Below are 18,278 nucleotides of genomic sequence, written 5' to 3' on the forward strand. Positions count from 1 at the left end.
TCCTCGGGGAGTTGTGCGCAGGGCCGGACTAAGGGTTACGGACAGTCGTCATCTGAACCTGCTCCGCAGCGTGGTGAGCAGGTACGCGCAGAGCAGGGCGGTCAGCGACAACGTCAGTGCGCCGCCGACAGGTTGCGAGATCACCCTGAGCGCGGCGTCCAGGTACCGCTCCCCTCCGAAGGGCCACCGCGGAAGGAGGGCCTCGCGCAGCCGCACGGAAAGTCCGGCCGCGGTTCGCACGGACGGTCCGTTCACGAGCTGGTGCACGACGGGCACGACGAGGAGGGGCACGGCGGCCACCGCGGCGAGCCCGGCCGAGGTGGAGCGGAAGACACCCGCGGCCAGTACGCCCGCCCATGCGCAGCCGACCACGAGTCCGATCCAATCGGCACTGAGCGGTAGCCAGTCGGCGGGAACCCGGGCGAGCTCCCGTCCGTAGACGAGATAGAGCACTTCGGCGTCGCAGCCGACGGTGAGGACGGCCAGCACCAGCGCGATCGCCGAGGAGACGAGCAGTTTGGCGGCCAGCAGCCCCAGCCGGCGGGGCACGGTGCCGCGGTCCGCAGCCAGGGCAGGGTGGCGGAACTCGTCGCCGAAGGCCAGTGCGCCGAGCAGCCCGGCACCGAGCGCCGCGGGCGGCAGCGGCAGCTCCTGCGGCCATGCGGCGAGCAGGCGCGGCTGCGGGGTGTGACCGATGCGGGCGAGCACGACGGCGGTCACGGCGGACACGACGAGCACGACGACCCCGGTGAGGAACCCGGTGCGGATCCCGGCGGCACGGCGGATTTCGTAGCGGAGGGGGCGGAGAGGGCTGGGGGCGGGACGGACGGAGATGGGGGGCGGCAGCGGGGGCAGCTGATCCAGGGTGCCGGCCGTGCGGGAGAGCGGAGCACTGGATGAGGCGAGTCCGGTCGACGATTCTTCACGAGGCACGGCGGCGTCGGACGGGCGACCCGCCGTAAGGGTGTTCGAGCGCTCGTGCGGCGCGGCGGGGTGGGCTGGGCCGGCGGAGGGCTGCGGCTCGTCGTCGTCCGGCTCCGGTGTGTCAGTGAGGGGTCGCGGATCGAGCGTGGGCCGCGCCTCAAGGGTGGAAGCCGCAGGGAGGGAGGCCGCGGGGCCGCCTACGGGGGCCGGTCTCGACACATCGAGGGAGAGTCCCGGCTCACCGGCCTCTGGAGCGGCGGCTGTCCGGTGCGCGTCGGCGATGCGCTCCGGCCCGGCACCGACGGGTCGTGTTGCGACTCCGGCGGGTTCCAGCCCGCCGGCGCAGGTTCGTCCCGCGCTGGGAGCGGCTCCTGCGCCGGGCCCCATATCCCCGATCTCATCGGCGAGTTGGTGGACGACGATGCCGTGCCGGAACGCGACCTCCCCGATGTCCGCGCAGGTACTGCCGTACACGGAGAGGCGGTTGCCGCCCTCTCGGACGACTTCGACGGAGCGCTGCGCGGTGCGGGCCTGCTTGGCCAGGAGGGCCGCCAGACGGGCCGCGTGCGGGCTGCGTACGGCGACTCGAGGGCGGAGCCGGGTGCGCGAGAACTCCGCCGCCTCCTGGTCGGCCACGAGCCTGCCCTGCTCCAGCGTGATGACACGGTCGGCGGTGCGCGCGGCCTCCTTGGGGTCGGCTGTGGTGAAAAGGACCGTGCCGCCTTGAGCGGCGTGGGCGCGCAGCATGCCGTGCAGCCACTGGCTTTCACGGGTGGAGAGTCCGTCGGCAGGGTCGTCCAGGACGAGGGTGTGCGGGTCGGCCAGGAGGACGCAGGCCAGGCCCAACCGGCGGTCCATGCCGCGCGAGAGGGTGCCGAGGCGTTCGTCGCGCAGGCTCACGAGCCCGACCGCCTCCAGGACTTCGTCGGCACGCCGGACCGAGACCCCGGCGGCCGCACACAGCATGCGCAGATGACCGCGGACCGTACGGGCCGGGTGCCCGGGCACATCGCCCAGCAGAACGCCGACCTCACGCGAGGGATGGGCGATGCGATGGAGGGGGCGGCCCCGGAAGTGGGTGATGCCACGGCCCTGTTGCAGTTCGAGCATGAGTCTGACAACCGTCGTCTTGCCCGCGCCCGGTGCTCCGAGCAGCGCGGTGACCCGGCCCGCTCGCGCCTCGAAGGAGACGTCGTCGGCTGCGGGCGGGAGCTCTTTGCGGGGGTTGCTGGTCAGTCCGAAGGCCTGGATCACCCGCAGCAAGATAGCGCGGTATGTCCGGTTTTTCGGGCAGCGCAAGGCCTGCCTCGGGCAGGGCGCTCAGGCGTGCCCGGGCTGCGGGAGGCCGAGTTCCGGTTCCGGCGCCGCGCGTGCCCGGCTCGTCGATCAGACCTCGGGGCGCAGCATCGGTGGGTTGAGCAGAGTCGCGCCGCCCGCGCGGAAGAGCTGGGCCGGGCGTCCGCCCTGGCGCGTGGTCGTCCCACCGGTGGGGACGAGGAAGCCCGGTGTGCCAGTGACCTTGCGGTGGAAGTTGCGCGGGTCGAGCGTCACGCCCCACACCGCCTCGTAGACGCGGCGCAACTCCCCCACCGTGAACTCCGACGGGCAGAAAGCCGTGGCGAGCGACGAGTACTCGATCTTGGAGCGGGCACGCTCCACGCCGTCCGCCAGGATCTGCGCGTGGTCGAAGGCGAGCGGCGCGACCGGCTCCGCATCGCGCCCGTGACCGCCCTGCTGCAGCAGTTCCTCGACAGGGGCCCAGCGCGCGTTGCTGGCGTCGCCGCCCGCCCTGGGCGCAGGCAGATCGGGAGCGAGGGCGAGGTGCGCGACACTGACGACCCGCATCCTGGGGTCCCGCTTGGGGTCACCGTAGGTGGCGAGCTGCTCCAGATGCGCACCGTTGTCCTGAGCGGGGACGGACGGGTCGTGGACACGCAGTCCGGTCTCCTCGGCCAGCTCGCGTGCTGCGGCCTGCGCCAGGTCCTCGTCGGCCCGCACGAAGCCGCCGGGCAGCGCCCAACGCCCCTGGAACGGCGGTTCGCCCCTGCGTACCGCCAGCGCACAGAGGGCATGGCGGCGCACGGTCAGCACGACCAGGTCCACGGTGACGGCGAAAGGCGGAAACGCTGACGGGTCGTAGGGCATGCGGCGATCATAGTCGTCTGCCTGACGATAAACACGCCCTTCGCCGCTTCCCCCGCCTACTGATCCACTTCGGTCCGATTTGGCTCCGCTGTCTGTTCGCGGTGGTCCGTCGGTGACAGGTCCTGGCAGGTCACACCCCCAGTTGCAGTCCGTCTGCCGCCTCTTCGACCATGGCTAGGCCGAGCCGGCTGACCCGCACGGAGAACGGCTCTCCCGCCACGCGCAGTCCCGTGAAACCGATCTCGCCGAGGGGGGCACTGCGCATGGGACGCAGGGTGACGGTCCCGGCCGGGGCGTCGGGGCGGATACCGGCGAGCGTTGTCAGCAGCAGGACTCCGGCAGCCGCCGGTGTGGCCGCCGGGCGGCAGGCCGCCGGGTGCGGGAGGGGTGCGCTGCCCTCCCTGCGCTGCTCTCCCGCGTACATCTCGGGCAACCGGTGAGCGAAGGTCTCGGAGGCCGCGAGTACGCCGCGCAGCAGCGAGTTCGCCTCCTTCTCGTAGCCGGCGGCGGCCAGGCCCGCCACGGCGAGGGCCGTCTCCTGGACGCGTACGGCCCCGGCACGGTGGCCGAACGGGTTGTATCCCAGTTCCTTGGCGCCCAGTCCGCGCAGGCCCCAGCCCGAGTCCATGGCAGGACTGCCCAGCAGCCGGGCGAGGTTCTCGGTCTGGACCTTGTCGAGCAGGCCGGGCGCCGACTCGCCGCCGCCCAGCAGCCCGGTGTCCAGGAGGTGGACGGCGGACGCACCGAGATGAGGCACGGGTCTGCCGTCCGGGGCACGGGCTGCAGCAGGCCGGCCGCCCCCTCGGTCGTCGACCCAGAAATCGCTCCGGAACGCAGTCCGCAGCGTGTGCGCCCACTGCCGCAGTGCCGCTCCGCCGGCCCGACCGCAGGCGTCGAGCAGGTCGGCGCCGAGCAGAGCGGCCCGGTGGGCGTGGGCCTGTGTCTCGCAGCGGACCAGTCCGCCCGGGTACAGGTCACCCAGGTAGCTGCCGTCGCCCACGGCGATCCGCAGCCAGGTCAGGCAGCGCTCGGCCACGGGCAGCAACTCCTCCGTGTCCTGCTCGGAGAGGCCCCAGCGGCGGGCCTCGGCGAGCAGCGCGGGGAAGAGCAGCGTGGCCTCCGTGCCCGTGCACTGCGGGGGGAGGTGCGGGCCGGCGTCGCGTCTCGGGCCGGGGATCATCCCGGACTGCGGTCCTGAGTCGGTGAGTTGCGTCCGGGCGAGGATCCGCAGTGTCCCCGCTGCCAGGCCGGTGCCGAGGGGCAGCGCCATCCGGGCGGCGACGAGCGCGTCGGAGGGGGCCAGGCCGCAGCGCCAGGGCGCTCCGGCCGCGAGGTGGGTGTCGGCGGGGTGGGCGGCGTCACGCAGCAGGAGGGCTTGGAGGTCCTCGATGCTCGTCCGCAGGAGGTCACGGGCTCTTGGGTCGTCGCCTTCCGCGCGGGCGGCAGCGAGCGGACTTGTCGCCGCGCGGCCCGCGGCTCGCAAGGGGCCCGCTCCGTCCGGCCGCACCCGCAGTTCCACACTTCTGCTGCCGCCCGGCGGCAGATCGAGTTCCCACCGCAGCAGCCCGGCCGAGGCCAGGGCGTCCGACGGGGGCGGTTCGGCCGTGACGGAGGCGTTGCCGGTGGCGCAGGACCAGCGCAGGCCGGCGCCGTGGACGCTGGCGGGCAGTTCGGGTCCCGCGTTGCCCGCGGCGATCGCGCCGAGGTCGGCGAGGTCCGTGCCCAGCACCACCTCGACCGGCAGCCGCAGGGGGCGGGGAGCCGCGCTGTGCAGGGTGATCCGCTCCGTGCCGTCCGCGAAGCGGTTGCGTTCCACGAGTACGTCGGGATCCGGTCCCGCCTGCGGGGACGCGCGCAGCGTGCCGACGAACCTGGCACGGTCGGCCGTGGTCATCCGGGCCTGCACCGGGAGGGGTTCCCGCCCTGCCACGCGGATCTCGCAGCGGGAGAGCACGCGCCGCCCGGCGCGGTAGAAGCCCTCCAGCCCTCGGCCGGTCAGCTGCCCTTCCTCGGTGGAGATGGCCAGGCCCGGCAGGGCGACGCAGATCATCAGGGTGTGGGCGGGAGGCAGATCGGCGGACCAGCGCGGTCCGCGGATCGGGGCGCCCCGGGGAGGGGGCGCCTGGCCTGCGGGCGACGTAGGCCGGCCCTGCGCCGGGGGCGGTGCGCCGTGACCCGGCCCGGAGCCCGAGCGACGCCCGGGGCCCGCCCATGGCGGAGACGAAGGGCCGGGACCCGGCGGTGAGGGCGGGCACGAGTCGGGGCCGGTGTACGCCGCGGCGGGTGAGGCACCCCCGGGAAACCTGGGTCCGTGACCGTCGATACTGGCCGATGGTCGCGGAGGACCGTCCTGGCCCCTGGACCGCGGGGCTCCGGCCCCGGCCGGACCCAGCGGCGGGGGCCCGCCCGGGGAGCGGCGGTTGTCGGCGTCGGAGGGCGGAGTCGGCTGTTGCATGGGAGGGCTTCCTCTGCGCTCTGTGCGCCTCGAAGGGTTCGGCGCCGGTGCCGGAGGGCTCCGACGGAGCAGGGGCGGTGCGGCGTTCGGCCGGTCCAGGCGTTCCGCCACTCAGGTGAACGGCGTGGGCGTCCTGCGAGTCACGCCCGAGGCCCGGCCCCTCGGGCGTCGAAGCCGCCCGTCGGACGCTCACTCCTCCTCGGCGGTGCGGGCGGGCTGTGCACGTTCCTTGTCCGCGCTCCGGCAGGGCATGGTGGCCTTCCTCGACGTACGCGCTCGCGCGCCGCCTGTGCGCGCCCTGCTGGAGGGAGCAGCGTCCGCCGCCCTCGCGCGGGCGGGGCGCGTGCCGGCTTCCGCGGCACCGGCAGGGCGTGTGGTGTCGGCCGGTGTGCGGCGACGGGGAGTCCGTGCGCCTGGGGCATGGCTGTCCGCGTGGGGGAGGCCGGAGGCCGTGTCGGCGGCAGGGCGGGGGCGTCGTCGACGGCGTGCGGGCGCCGCTGTCGGTGAGGGCTCGGGTTCGGCTGTCTCAGGTTCAGCGGAAGCCCGACCGTCCGTCCGCGCTTCCAGGGCGCTGGCCACTTCCCCGCGGCCTGCGCGCTCCGCCCGCAGGCAACTGCGGATCGACTCCGGGTCGAGACCTTCGTTGCAGGCCTGGTGCAGGAGACGGGCGAAGAGGTAGTCGGGATCCGCGCCCAGGGCCATGGCGAGGGCTTCCCGGGCCTCCAGTTCGTCGCCGGTGGACCATGCGACCCAGCCGGCGAGGGTGAGCGGGGCAGCGGCGTGTTCGCTGTAGGGCCCGACGCAGCGGCGGGCCAGTGACCGCCAGAGGCGCAGGGCGTGGCCGGCCTCTTCGCCCTCCATCCACGCGGCCGCGCGGTCGCGGGTCGCGCGGTCCTGGAGGCCCAAAATCAACCGGGCGGCCTCGTCGTGGCCGAGCAGTTCGTCGTCGCGGAGATCCGCCAGGAGCATGCCGGAGACCGGCTGTGCCGCTGCGAGGCGATCCAGGATCGAACCCGCCAGCTCCAGCGTCTCGTCGGCCACGGCCGCGCGGCCCGCGTCGTCCAGGATCCTCGGGACCAGCGCCATGCTGGCTGTGTCCAGGGCGGCCTCCTGTCCGAGGGCAGCCGCGTTTTCCCAGGGCAGCAGCCGGGACCGCAGCTCCCGAAGTGTGCCGCGCACCTGGATTCCGGCGTAGGTGGCCGCGGCGGCCAGCACGGACGTGCCGGGCAGGCCCATGGGGGCTCCCTCGGGCGAACAGCATGCCGCGTTGTCACAGCAGTACGACCAGTAGCGGCCTTCCGAGATGCACAGCGCCTCGACGACCACCACGTCGAGGGAACCGCACTCGACCCGCAGCCTCTGGGCCAGAGGCCTCAGCCGCTCCATGACCTGCCGGCCGGACTGGCCCTTCTCCGGCTCCTGGCACAGGAAGGCGACCATCGACTCGGGCCGGCTCCCTCGGCGCTCGCTGCCCGTCACCAAGCCGTGGGCCAGTTGCCGGGCGGCGGACGGCCAGTCGTCCGCGTTCGCCGGGATGCCGAGCCTGGCCCTGCCCCCGAACCGCCCGCGTCCGTCCCTGTCGTGCAGGGCGACCAGGACGATGCTGTCCTCGGGGCGGTACCCGAGCAGATACGGCAAGGCGTCGGCCAGCTCGGCCGGGGTGCGCAGGGTGACCTGGTGCTCGCCGCTGTGACCGTCGTGCGCGGGGCTGGGGACGTGCGGCCCGGACCCGTCGCTGCCCCGCTTCGCCGGTCCACCGTCCGTGTGCCCGCCATGCGCCGACGGCCCGGTGATGTCGCCGTTCTCGGAGGATCCAGTCGCTTCGCTGTGGTTCGTCATGCGGAGACGATCTCGCGGAATCAAAACCTCCGCTTGACCCTGTGGATAAGTCCGATCAGGGACACGTCATCCGCGGACAGCGCGGCGCCCGCTCCCCCGACGCACCGCTCGCGCTGTCGGTGCCGTCCTGTTGTATGGAACGCATGGAGCACACGAGCAACGCGGATCTCAGGGCGGCGGCCGACGCGGTCCTCGCCCGTCTTGTCGGGGACGTCTCGGGAGGGGCCCGGCTGCGCGAGGACCAGTGGCGGGCCATCGAGGCGCTGGTCGCCGACAGACGCCGTGCCCTGGTCGTCCAGCGCACGGGCTGGGGCAAGTCCGCGGTGTACTTCGTGGCGACCTCGCTGCTACGGGCGCAGGGCAGCGGTCCGACCGTGATCGTGTCCCCGCTGCTCGCGCTCATGCGGAACCAGGTGGAGGCGGCGGCCCGGGCCGGCATCCACGCCCGAACCATCAACTCCTCCAACACCGAGGAGTGGGAGGCCGTTCAGGCCGAGATCGCCGCGGGTGAGGTCGACGTCCTGCTCGTGAGTCCCGAGCGGCTCAACAACCCGGACTTCCGGGACCAGGTGCTGCCCCGGCTCGCCGCCGCCACCGGCCTCCTCGTGGTCGACGAGGCGCACTGCATCTCCGACTGGGGACACGACTTCCGGCCGGACTACCGTCGGCTGCGCACCATGCTCGCCGACCTTCCGCCTGGTGTGCCGGTGCTCGCGACCACCGCCACCGCCAACGCCCGCGTGACGGCCGACGTCGCGGAGCAGCTCGGCACCGGCGGTGCCTCGGACGCCCTCGTGCTGCGGGGTCCGCTGGACCGGGACAGCCTGAGCCTGAGCGTGCTGCGGCTCTCGGACGCCGCACACCGGATGGCCTGGCTCGCCGAACACCTCGATGACCTGCCGGGTTCCGGGATCATCTACACACTCACCGTGGCCGCCGCCGAGGAGGTCACGGCCTTCCTCCGGCAGCGCGGGCACACGGTGGCGTCCTACACGGGCAAGACGGAGAACGCCGATCGCCGGCAGGCCGAGGAGGACCTGCTCGCCAACAAGGTGAAAGCGCTGGTCGCCACCTCCGCGCTCGGTATGGGTTTCGACAAGCCCGACCTGGGCTTCGTGGTGCACTTGGGCTCGCCCTCCTCCCCCATCGCCTACTACCAGCAGGTCGGCCGCGCGGGTCGCGGTGTGGAGCACGCCGAGGTGCTTCTGCTCCCGGGCAAGGAGGACGAGGCGATCTGGAAGTACTTCGCGTCGCTCGCCTTCCCTTCGGAAGACCTGGTGCGCCGCACGCTCGACGTCCTCGCGCACGCGGAGAAGCCGCTGTCGCTGCCCGCTCTGGAACCCCTGGTGGAGCTGCGGCGTTCCCGTCTGGAGACCATGCTCAAGGTCCTCGACGTGGACGGGGCCGTCAAACGCGTCAAGGGGGGCTGGATCGCCACCGGGCAGCCGTGGACGTACGACACCGAGCGGTACGCGTGGGTGGCGCGCCAGCGCGAGGCCGAGCAGCAGGCCATGCGCGACTACGCGTCGACGGCGGACTGCCGTATGGAGTTCCTGCAGCGCCAGCTGGACGACGAGGCCGCCAAGCCGTGCGGTCGCTGCGACAACTGCGCGGGCCCGCGCTTCACCGCCGACCTGTCCGAGGAGGCGCTCGACGCGGCGCGCGTGGACCTGGGCAGGGCCGGCGTCGAGGTGGAGCCCCGCAAGATGTGGCCCACCGGACTGCCGGCGATCGGAGTGGACCTCAAGGGACGCATCCCGCCCGGTGAACAGGTCGCGCCAGGACGCGCCTTGGGCCGCCTGTCGGACATCGGCTGGGGCAATCGGTTGCGCCCCATGTTCGCGCCCCAAGCTCCTGACGGGCCCGTGCCGGACGACGTGGCGAAGGCCGTGGTCGGCGTGCTGGCGGACTGGGCCAAGGGCCCCGACGGCTGGGCTTCGGGCACGTCCGCCCAGCACCGCCCGGTCTGCGTCGTCACCGTCGCCTCCCGCACCCGGCCCCAGCTGATCCACTCCCTGGGGGCGCGCATCGCCGAGGTCGGGCGGCTGCCGCTGCTGGGCGCCGTCGAGTACGCGGGAGACGCACACCTGGCATCCCGGAGCAACAGCGCCCAACGGCTGAAGGCACTCGACGGTGCTCTGACCGTGCCGTCCGCCCTCGCATCGGCCCTCGCCGAGGCCCAAGGCCCGGTCCTCCTCGTGGACGACTACACGGAGACCGGCTGGACTCTCGCGGTGGCAGCTCGGATGCTCCGACGCGCCGGGGCGCAGGGGGTGTTGCCGCTGGTGCTGGCGGTGCAGGGCTGACGGCCTGCCGGAGCGGCGGCCTGCCGTCTCCGTCATCCGCGCGAACAGCGCAGACGCCCCGGGCGCGAGGAGGCGGCACGACCGGTGCGTGCACGCCTCTGGACGCCGCACACCCCGGTGGCGTACGAACGTCTCGGGCTCGAACGCCCCAGGGGCGGCTCGGAGACACATGAGCTGGGGATATTAGCCGCGCATCATCTGATAACGGTCGGCTGCCTCAATTGCTCGTTGCCGCATTCAAGTTCGACAGGAACAATTGAGGTCCGCTCCCGCACGGCTCGCCCGCCGCCTCGGCAGGGCTTCGCTGCGGTGCGCGCTCCCAGGAATCCGACCCCGCCCGCAGTGTGGGCGCGTAGCCGAAGGGAGGACCGTGACCTTCGGATTCGCTCCGGCCTCGGCAGCGGCGTCGACCGCCGCTTCCGCCAACCGCTTGCTCGAACCCGCGGAATGGGCCGCCGCCGGGATCCCTCTGCTGCGCAACCCGCGAGAGGTCGTCAGCTCACTGCACGCCCGGCACCACCCGCAGCCCGCGACCGCTGTCGTCGCCGTGCTCGACCCGGACGAGCGACTGCGGGCGAGTGCCTCGTTCGTCCGCCGCCCGGCGCCTGCCGACGGCTGGATGTTCCGCAACGTGCTGCTCGCGCAGCTGCGCCGGGTCATCCCGCACGACCTGCGGCGCCGTACCCCGGTACGGACCGCTGTACTGCTCTACTGCCGTGAGGGCGACGCACGTTGGACGGAGGAGGACGGCGCGTGGATGTGGGGGCTGCGCGATGCCTGCACTCTGCACGGGCTGCGCTGCGGGGCGTACATCACGCTGACCCGTGACGGCTGGCAGGTCCTCGGCGAGGGCCGCGGCGGACGCCGCCCTCATTCGGCCTCGGCACCGGAGCCGTTCGCCACGTCCGAGGCGCCGCCGCCCATACCGCGCACCGGCGGCGCCGCCTCCGAGATACTGCGCCGCGCAGCGGCGGCACGCTGAGTCCCCGGACAGACCGTTCCGGTACCGGCCCGGGGCGATGGCCCCCTCGTCAGGCACACCACGCTGCCCCGACGACAGCCGGAGCAAGCACTCACGCGTCCAGGACCGACTGCCGGAACGGGCACCCGAACAGGGCTGGGCCGCGCACCGTCACGTCAGTCCAGCCCACGCCGAAGCACCCGCTGCGCGGAGCCGCCGTGACGGCGGCTGACGTCGCCCTCAGCGCCCGGAACCGGACGTCAAGGCTCCGACTCAGACGCCCGCGCCCAGCACCGAGTTGATCCGCTGCGGGTCGCCGCAGACGATCAGCAGGGCCTCGGCCCGGGAGTGCGCCAGCGACAGGGCGCTCGCGTCTGCGGCCTCGGAACCGCCGTTGACGGCGACCACGACCACGGGGCGCGACGCGGCACGGGCCGCGACGGTCGCGTCCGTGTAGAACACGTCGTCACCGGCGTCATGCTGGGCCCAGTAGGAGGTCTCACCGAAGGACAGCTCGTGGGTGGCCCACGGGTGCTGCTCGCCGGTCGTGATCACCAGGACATCGCCGGGGGCGCGGCCGGAGTCCAGCAGCAGGTCCACGGCTTCCTCGGCGGCGTCGAGCGCCCCCTCGACGGAAGCGGGGATCAGCTGGATCTGCGGTGCGGCCGGAGCGGCGATGCCGGCGGCGGGACCCGACGGAGCGGGCTTGGCGGCCACGTCACGCGGCGTGCGTTGCATCGGCGGCGCCGGCCGGAGAGGGCCGGGACGACCGGGACGCGACGGAGCCGCGGGACGGGGACCGGGTACGGGGCGAGGGGTCGGCGCGGTGCGGCCGCTGGCCGGAGTGGCGCGGGGACCCTGGGCACTCTCGTGAATCTGAGGCTCCTCGGGAATGAGAGGCATGGGTTGATATTTATCAAACGTTGGTACGGCCCGCGTGGGCGGGTGGCGCGTACGTGCGATCGAAACCGTCAGAAATCGAAGCCGAGCTGACCCTCGATCTCCGGAACGCTTCCGTCCGTCCAGCTGCGGACCTTCTTGAGGTGCCGCCACTGGGGCAGCGCATCAAGATACGCCCACGACAACCGGTGGAAGGGGGTGGGGCCCCGCTCCGCCAGTGCCGCCTTGTGCACGGGTGATGGATACCCGGCGTTGTCCGCAAAACCGAAGTCTGCATGGTCGAGACCCAGTTCGGCCATCATTTTGTCGCGCTGGACCTTGGCGATCACCGAGGCCGCGGCGACCGCCACGCACGACTGGTCGCCCTTGATCACCGTACGGACCCGCCAGGGCGTACCGAGGTAGTCATGTTTGCCGTCGAGGATGACCGCGTCGGGACGGACCGGCAGGGCATCCAGAGCACGCCCTGCCGCGAGCCGCAGTGCGGCCGTCATCCCCAAGGCGTCTATCTCCTCGGGGGAGGCATGACCCAGGGCGTACGACGTCACCCACTTCCGCAGCTCCTCAGCGAGTTCGGTGCGCCGCTTGATGGTGAGCAGCTTCGAGTCAGTGAGGCCCTCGGGCGGGCGGCGCAGTCCGGTGATCGCCGCACAGACGGTGACGGGGCCGGCCCACGCGCCGCGCCCCACCTCGTCGACACCTGCAACGATCTTCGCTCCGGTCGTGGCTCGAAGGGAGCGCTCGACGGTGTGAGTAGGCGGTTCGTACGGCATGGCGCCCCTAGGTTACGCCGCCCCGATCCGCCCGCGACACCCTGGTCGCCGCCGGCAAGGACACGGCCCTCACACCGCCCTGTCAGGCGCCGCCCGGCCGCAGCAGCGGAACCATCAACTGCTCGACCATCTCCTTGATTTCATGATCCAACCATTCGCAGCCGCACATCTTGGAGCGGTACATCATCATCGCCGGAATGGCGTCGAAGACATAGCCGTTGGCAGCGTCGGGGCGCACCTCACCCCGCTCTATCCCACGCTCGATGACCTCCCGCAGCCTCCTGATAGTGGGCTCCACGACACCCTCGAAGATCACTGCATGGAAGCGTTCGGCCTGCGCGGGGTCGCACTCGTGAATCACCGATCGCAGCGCGAAACCGGGGCGGGAGAACATCGCGTCACGGGCTCGCAGGCACAGCACCAAGAGGTCTTCGCACACACTTCCCTCGTCCGGTGTCGCGTCGATCTGCGGCAGTCCGGCGCGCAGGGCGTCGGCGACAAGGTCCTCCTTGGACGGCCAACGCCGGTAGACCGCGGCCTTTCCGGTCTGGGCGCCGGCGGCGACACCCTCCATCGTCAGGCCGTTCCAGCCCACGGTACTGAGTTGGTCCAACGCGGCATCGAGGATCGCGCGTTCGAGCACGACACCGCGACGGCGAGTGGTCGTCCGAGCGGGGGTGTCCGCCCAGCTGGGGGTGACCATCTGACTCTCTCCAACGAACAAGGGAAGCGGGGATTCCGGGGATACGGGACGCGCCGGACGGCCTCAACGGGGGTACATGCCGCACGGCGACGCCAAGAGTGAACGCTTGCGTTCACTGTCGGGGACTCACTACGGTTGACGCCACAGTGAACGCGAGCGTTCACTAAGGCATTCGTGGGGGACTTATAGTGACAACCTCTCCATTGTTCCAGGACCAGAAGCCAGGTGCGGCACGCCGGGAGGGACACCCCGGTATCGCGCTCGCCGTCATCGCGGCCTGCCAACTCATGGTGGTACTCGATGCGACGATTGTGAACATCGCTCTCCCGCACATTCAAGACGCGCTCGAGTTCAGCACCACCGACCTCACCTGGGTCGTCAGCTCCTACACACTCACCTTCGGCGGCCTGCTGCTCCTCGGCGGCCGCGCCGGCGACATCCTCGGCCGCCGCCGGGTCTTCATGACCGGCATCCTGCTGTTCACCCTCGCCTCCCTGCTCGGTGGACTCGCCCAGGAACCCTGGCAGCTGCTGGCGGCACGCGTCCTGCAGGGCGTGGGAGGCGCGATCGCGTCGCCCACCTCGCTGGCGCTCATCACCACCACGTTCCCCGAGGGCCCGGAGCGCAACCGGGCCTTCGGCGTCTTCGCCGCCGTGTCCGCGGGCGGCGGTGCCATCGGCCTGCTCACGGGCGGCATGCTCACCGAGTGGCTCGACTGGCGCTGGGTGCTCTTCGTGAACGTGCCGATCGGCGTGCTGATAGCCGTGCTCACCCCGCTCTACATCAGCGAGTCCGAGCGGCACTCCGGCCGGTTCGACATCGCGGGTGCGGTGACCTCGACCGCGGGCATGGCGTCCCTGGTCTACGGCTTCATCCGCGCTGCGGACGAGGGCTGGCGGGACACCTTCACCATCGGGTCGTTCGGCGCCGCGGTGGTGCTGCTGCTGGCCTTCGGGCTCATCGAGTCCCGGGCCAAGGAGCCGATCACCCCACTGCGGATGTTCGCCGACCGGAACCGCTCGGGCACGTACGTGATCATGCTGAGCCTGGCTGCGGCGATGTTCGGCATGTTCTTCTACATCGTGCTGTTCGTGCAGAACGTGCTCGGCTACAGCCCGATCGAGGCGGGGCTGGCGTTCCTGCCGGTCACGGTCGTGATCGCGCTCGGCGCGGGTCTGTCGCAGCGGTTCCTGCCGGTGCTGGGGCCCAAGCCCTTCATGGTCGCAGGTTCGGCGCTCGCGATGATCGGACTGGCCTGGCAGGCGCTCATCACCTCCGACAGTTCCTACATCGGCGGGGTGCTCGGCCCGATGCTGGTGTTCGGCTTCGGCATGGGACTGAACTTCGTGACGCTGACGCTCACCGCGGTCTCGGGTGTCGCCCAGCACGAGGCCGGCGCCGCGTCCGGGTTGCTCAACACGACGCAGCAAGTGGGCGGTTCGCTGGGGCTGTCCATCCTGACGACCGTCTTCGGCACGGCGACCAGGGACGAGGCGGAGAAGCAGCTTCCGCAGTTCATGGCCGAGGGCTCCGCGGAGCAGAAGGCGGAGTTCGCGAGGACGCGGCAACTGCCCGCGCCGTGGGGGCACGAGGTGCTGGCCCAGGGCATTTCCGCGGCCTTCATCCCGGCCGCCGCGATGGCCGTTCTCGCTCTGGCCACCGCCTGGCTGGTGATCCGGGTCCGCAAGAGCGACCTGGAGGCGCTCTCCGGCTCCACCGGGCCGGGGATCGGCTGACGGGAGGGCTCCGACGGCCAGCTCCGGCGGGCCACCGACGGGCGCGACGCAGTCCCGTCGGCAGCCGCCGGGCTGGTTCACGACCGAGCGCGGGTGGCCGGACCATGCCCGGGGGACGAACGCCGCGGGCAGCGGTCCGGCCACCCCCGCGTGTCCCACACGGCGGGCGAGAACACCCCACCCGCGGAACAGGACCGCGAGCAGAACCTCCATGGCCACCCCCTTGCGCTCCCGACGGATCTCCGGCGTGCGGATGCCCTGAGGGCTCGCACAGCGGATGTCACGACAACGCATGGCCGGTCACGGAGAGTTCCCGATATATACGGAGAGTTCGCGAAGCGGAAAGGCTAGGAGGCCGACGTGGGCATCCAGTCCGGAAGCGGCTCCGTGCGCTCCACCCACACCGCGGGCGGCGTCCCCACCTTCCCCGAGGCGATCACGCCGCCGACGATCGCGCAGGTGGTGTCGACGTCCCCGCCGGCCTGGGCGGTCGTCCAGAAGGCCTGCTCGAAGTCACCCAGGCTTCGCGCGGCCGACCAGAGAGCGAAGGGCACGGTGTCGTGGGCGGTCGTCCGCCGGCCGCACCCCAGCACCGCCGCCACCGTGGCCGCGTCGCCGTAGTCGAGCATGTCCCGGGCCCGGCGCAGTCCCGCGCCCACCGCGCTCTTCGGGACCAGGTCGATGACCCCGTCGAGGAGGGCTTCGGCGCTGGGCGGACCACCGGGTGCGGCGGCGAACGCGGCGGCCGCGGCGACGGCCATGGCGCCGACGACGGCCTCGCGGTGCTGGTGGGTGGTGTAGGCGGAGATCTCCGCCTGGTGGGTCGCCTGTTCCGGGTCGTCGGCGTACCAGGCCCCCAGCGGGGCGATCCGCATCGCGGCGCCGTTGCCCCAGGATCCGTGGCCGTGGAAGAGCGCGGCAGCGAGCTCGCGCCAGTCGCCGCCCTCTCGGACGAGCCGCAGCAGGCGGTTGACCGCAGGTCCGTAGCCCCGGTCGACATCGTGATGCTCGGCGAAGGAACGGGCGAGGGCGTCCTGGTCGATGCGGTGGTGTGCGGCCAGGACGGCGACGACGGAGCAGGCCATCTCCGTGTCGTCGGTCCACTGCCACGGCCCGTGCGGCACCTCGCGGCGCTTCAGCAGCGCGTAGTTCACCGGCACGAAGTACCGGGAACCCAGGGCGTCCCCGACGGACAGTCCGCGCAGGCCGGCCAGGGCGCGGTCCAGGCGCACGTCGGTGGAGGAATCAGCGGTCATCGCCCTGCCCACTCTATCCGGTGATCCCGTACGGTTCGGGGTCTCGCCAGCGAACGAACGGCCGGTCGAGCGTGTACTTGCCGTCGCCTCCCAGAACGAGCATCCGCATCTCGCCGTTCCCCGGATTCGACAGCGACTCGAACTCCGCGACCGTCCAGTGGAACCACCGCATACAGAACAGCCGCATGGCCAGACCATGGGTCACGATCAGGACGTTCGGCGGATGGTCGGGGTCCTCGAAACTGCGGAACAGGCTCTCCAGGAACCCGCCGACCCGGTCGTAGACGTCGGCTCCGGACTCGCCCTGCGCGAAGCGATAGAAGAAGTGGCCGTACGCGTCCCGGTAGGCCTTCTGGAGGCGGACCTCGTCGCGGTCCTGCCAGTTGCCCCAGTCCTGCTCGCGCAGCCGCGGTTCCTCGCGGACGCGTATGAGCCCGGGTTCGAGGTGGAAGGCGCGCAGGGTTTCGTGCGTACGGCGGTACGGGGAGACGTACACGCTGACGCGCTCGCCGCCGAACAGCTCGCGCAGCTGCTCGCCCGTGGCCTCCGCCTGGCGCCGGCCCCGCTCGGTCAGGGCAAGGGCATGGTCGGGTTCACGCTCGTACACGGTGTCATCAACATTGCCCGTTGACTCGCCGTGCCGGACAAGGACGATGCGCCGTGGTCGTGCCATGCCAAAACCCTAGATCGGGTGAGAGCCCGTCGAGCACTCGTGCCGCACCCTTACAGCGTAGGTCACACAGATCCTGCACCTCAGGTCGCACCGGTCGCACTCATGTTCGGCCGGAAGTCCTCCGTCCGGGCTCAATCGGGTCGCTCCTCCCCGGGGCCCGCCCTCCGGGGTCGTGGTGCACCACCCTGCCCGCCCGGGTCAGACCGTCCAGCTCGGCTCCATGTCGACCACGTCCCCGGTGAGTGCGGCCACGTCCGCATCCGTCTGTGCCCTCAGGGCGAGCCGCTCCACGCGTTCGGTGCGGTACTTGCCGTGCTCGGCGGCCGACCGCCACATCGACAGCACCAGGTACTCGTTCCCGGGCGCCTCACCGAAGAGCCCGCGCACCATGCCGGGCGAGCCGGCCATCGCCGGGTTCCAGACCTTCTCCTGCATCAGGACGAAATGCTCGGCCCGCTCCTCGTGGACGCGGCAGAGCGCCACCCGCAGCAGGTCGGCGTCCGTGAAGCGCGGTTCGAAGCCGGTCTTCACGTCGAAGCGGTAGTCGAAGAGCCTGATCTGGGCGTCCTTGAACGTGCCCGACTGCGCAGACGCGAGCCGGTCGTGGGACCGCGCCATGAAGGAGTCGTAGAAGGCTCGGCTCTCCCAGAACGCGAAGATGTGCGCCACGTCCGGCCGCCCTCGGCTCCAGCCACCCCCCTGCCCGCGAAATCCCGGCTCCCCCAGAAGCCCCGCCCACTTCCGCTGCCCCCGCTCGAAACCGCGGCGGTCCACCACGGTGCAGCGAATCCACTTGACCAGCACCGCGCCATGGTAAGGCCCCCGAGCGTGGCGTCGGTCACTCTCGGCCGGGCCGCTCCCCCACGCAGGCACCCGCGCTCGTGGCAGGATGGACAAGCAGTCGTCAGCGCCCGGCAGTTGGGCGGACGTGCGATCGGTACGGGGAAGGGGACTTGGGTGGACGGGCTCAACAAGGGGCTTCGCAAGGTCGAGATCGCGATGCGGTGGGATCCCAGTCCGGCGGGGCAGCCGTCCACCGACCTGGACCTCGTCGCAGCCACCTACCTGGCGGACGCTCCACACGGCGACCCCGCCTACGTGGTGCACTTCGACAGCCGCTCGCCCGACGGAACGATCTATCTCAACCGGGACAGCAAGGACGGCCAGGGCTTCGGCTACGACGAGGTCATGACGCTGGAGCTCGACCGGCTCGACAAGCGCTACGCGCGCGTGGTGGTGGGTGTCGTCATCCAGCAGCGCCCGGCGGAACGCACGTTCGTCAGTGTGGTGAACCCCGGCCTGCGCATCCGCGAGGGTTACACGGTCCTGGCCGAGGACGACTTCGGCAGTGTTCTCGGGGCCACGGCCACCACGGTCGCCGAGTTCGCCCGGGAGGGCTCCGGCCCGTGGGAGTTCCGCCCCGGCCTCCATGGCTACGAGGGAGACCCCGTGGAGTTCACCAGGACGATGGGGGCGGCGCACCGGCCATGAGCCGGCCATGAGCTCGGTGTTCCGGACGGCTGGGACAGCGAGCCCGGCTGGTCGACGGCCGCCAGGTCGAACGTCGCCCCCGCCGCCCGGAAGAGGGGCGGCACATCCGTACGGAG

14 protein-coding genes are annotated in these 18,278 nt (G+C 72.0%); 4 read left to right on the plus strand and 10 right to left on the minus strand.

Annotated features, from left to right (window positions below):
• Window positions 1–48 precede the first annotated feature (48 nt).
• From ACWD1U_RS32660 to ACWD1U_RS32675, 4 genes are all read right to left on the minus strand, one after another.
• Entirely contained in the window at window positions 49–2,178 is a 2,130-nt protein-coding gene (locus ACWD1U_RS32660) for an ATP-binding cassette domain-containing protein (RefSeq protein ID WP_451112978.1), read from the minus strand.
• A 132-nt stretch (window positions 2,179–2,310) separates the two neighbouring features.
• Window positions 2,311–3,069 (minus strand): NUDIX hydrolase, encoded by a 759-nt coding sequence (locus ACWD1U_RS32665; RefSeq protein WP_451112979.1) that lies wholly within the window; start codon window positions 3,067–3,069, stop codon window positions 2,311–2,313.
• 130 nt (window positions 3,070–3,199) lie between these two features.
• Window positions 3,200–5,119, minus strand: coding sequence for a glycogen debranching N-terminal domain-containing protein (locus tag ACWD1U_RS32670; RefSeq protein WP_451112980.1), 1,920 nt, complete (start codon window positions 5,117–5,119; stop codon window positions 3,200–3,202).
• A 594-nt stretch (window positions 5,120–5,713) separates the two neighbouring features.
• Window positions 5,714–7,363: a DUF4192 family protein gene (locus ACWD1U_RS32675; RefSeq protein WP_451112981.1), complete on the minus strand. Its 1,650-nt coding sequence runs from the start codon at window positions 7,361–7,363 to the stop codon at window positions 5,714–5,716.
• Between the two features lie 143 nt (window positions 7,364–7,506).
• Between ACWD1U_RS32675 and ACWD1U_RS32680 the strand changes: the two genes are divergently transcribed.
• Window positions 7,507–9,669 carry a RecQ family ATP-dependent DNA helicase gene (locus ACWD1U_RS32680; RefSeq protein ID WP_451113039.1) on the plus strand — a complete coding sequence of 721 codons (2,163 nt, stop codon included), beginning with the start codon at window positions 7,507–7,509 and terminating at the stop codon, window positions 9,667–9,669.
• A gap of 370 nt (window positions 9,670–10,039) precedes the next feature.
• A complete protein-coding gene (locus tag ACWD1U_RS32685; protein ID WP_451112982.1) occupies window positions 10,040–10,651 on the plus strand; it encodes a hypothetical protein in 612 nt (203 codons plus the stop codon).
• 252 nt (window positions 10,652–10,903) lie between these two features.
• Here the strand turns inward: ACWD1U_RS32685 and ACWD1U_RS32690 are convergent, their stop codons facing one another.
• From ACWD1U_RS32690 to ACWD1U_RS32700, 3 genes are all read right to left on the minus strand, one after another.
• Window positions 10,904–11,533 (minus strand): hypothetical protein, encoded by a 630-nt coding sequence (locus ACWD1U_RS32690; protein ID WP_451112983.1) that lies wholly within the window; start codon window positions 11,531–11,533, stop codon window positions 10,904–10,906.
• 68 nt (window positions 11,534–11,601) lie between these two features.
• Window positions 11,602–12,303 (minus strand): ribonuclease HII, encoded by a 702-nt coding sequence (locus ACWD1U_RS32695; RefSeq protein ID WP_451112984.1) that lies wholly within the window; start codon window positions 12,301–12,303, stop codon window positions 11,602–11,604.
• 82 nt (window positions 12,304–12,385) lie between these two features.
• On the minus strand, window positions 12,386–13,006 hold the full coding sequence (locus tag ACWD1U_RS32700) for a TetR/AcrR family transcriptional regulator (protein WP_451112985.1): 621 nt from the start codon (window positions 13,004–13,006) through the stop codon (window positions 12,386–12,388).
• A gap of 188 nt (window positions 13,007–13,194) precedes the next feature.
• On the opposite strand from ACWD1U_RS32700, the gene ACWD1U_RS32705 reads away from it, so the two are divergent.
• Window positions 13,195–14,742 (plus strand): MFS transporter, encoded by a 1,548-nt coding sequence (locus ACWD1U_RS32705; RefSeq protein WP_451112986.1) that lies wholly within the window; start codon window positions 13,195–13,197, stop codon window positions 14,740–14,742.
• 347 nt (window positions 14,743–15,089) lie between these two features.
• On the opposite strand, the gene ACWD1U_RS32710 is transcribed toward ACWD1U_RS32705, so the two are convergent.
• The 3 genes from ACWD1U_RS32710 to ACWD1U_RS32720 form a co-directional block, all read right to left on the minus strand.
• The gene (locus ACWD1U_RS32710) at window positions 15,090–15,998 is read right to left on the minus strand and encodes an ADP-ribosylglycohydrolase family protein (RefSeq protein WP_451112987.1); all 909 of its coding nucleotides are present in this window, start codon (window positions 15,996–15,998) and stop codon (window positions 15,090–15,092) included.
• A 13-nt stretch (window positions 15,999–16,011) separates the two neighbouring features.
• Complete coding sequence (locus ACWD1U_RS32715; protein ID WP_451112988.1) at window positions 16,012–16,671, minus strand: histidine phosphatase family protein; 660 nt, start codon at window positions 16,669–16,671, stop codon at window positions 16,012–16,014.
• 198 nt (window positions 16,672–16,869) lie between these two features.
• Window positions 16,870–17,475: a YdbC family protein gene (locus ACWD1U_RS32720; RefSeq protein WP_451112989.1), complete on the minus strand. Its 606-nt coding sequence runs from the start codon at window positions 17,473–17,475 to the stop codon at window positions 16,870–16,872.
• A 153-nt stretch (window positions 17,476–17,628) separates the two neighbouring features.
• On the opposite strand from ACWD1U_RS32720, the gene ACWD1U_RS32725 reads away from it, so the two are divergent.
• Window positions 17,629–18,162, plus strand: a complete 534-nt coding sequence (locus tag ACWD1U_RS32725) for a TerD family protein (RefSeq protein WP_451112990.1) — start codon at window positions 17,629–17,631, stop codon at window positions 18,160–18,162.
• The last annotated feature ends 116 nt before the right edge of the window (window positions 18,163–18,278 follow it).

The organism is Streptomyces sp. NPDC002788 (assembly GCF_053592115.1).

Coding starts and splice junctions, on each gene's coding strand:
- ACWD1U_RS32700 (WP_451112985.1), bottom strand. CDS start 13,006: ATGGTCACCCCCAGCTGGGCGGACACCCCCGCTCGGACGACCACTCGC.
- ACWD1U_RS32665 (WP_451112979.1), bottom strand. CDS start 3,069: ATGCCCTACGACCCGTCAGCGTTTCCGCCTTTCGCCGTCACCGTGGAC.
- ACWD1U_RS32680 (WP_451113039.1), top strand. CDS start 7,507: ATGGAGCACACGAGCAACGCGGATCTCAGGGCGGCGGCCGACGCGGTC.
- ACWD1U_RS32675 (WP_451112981.1), bottom strand. CDS start 7,363: ATGACGAACCACAGCGAAGCGACTGGATCCTCCGAGAACGGCGACATC.
- ACWD1U_RS32695 (WP_451112984.1), bottom strand. CDS start 12,303: ATGCCGTACGAACCGCCTACTCACACCGTCGAGCGCTCCCTTCGAGCC.
- ACWD1U_RS32710 (WP_451112987.1), bottom strand. CDS start 15,998: ATGACCGCTGATTCCTCCACCGACGTGCGCCTGGACCGCGCCCTGGCC.
- ACWD1U_RS32715 (WP_451112988.1), bottom strand. CDS start 16,671: ATGGCACGACCACGGCGCATCGTCCTTGTCCGGCACGGCGAGTCAACG.
- ACWD1U_RS32690 (WP_451112983.1), bottom strand. CDS start 11,533: ATGCCTCTCATTCCCGAGGAGCCTCAGATTCACGAGAGTGCCCAGGGT.
- ACWD1U_RS32670 (WP_451112980.1), bottom strand. CDS start 5,119: ATGATCTGCGTCGCCCTGCCGGGCCTGGCCATCTCCACCGAGGAAGGG.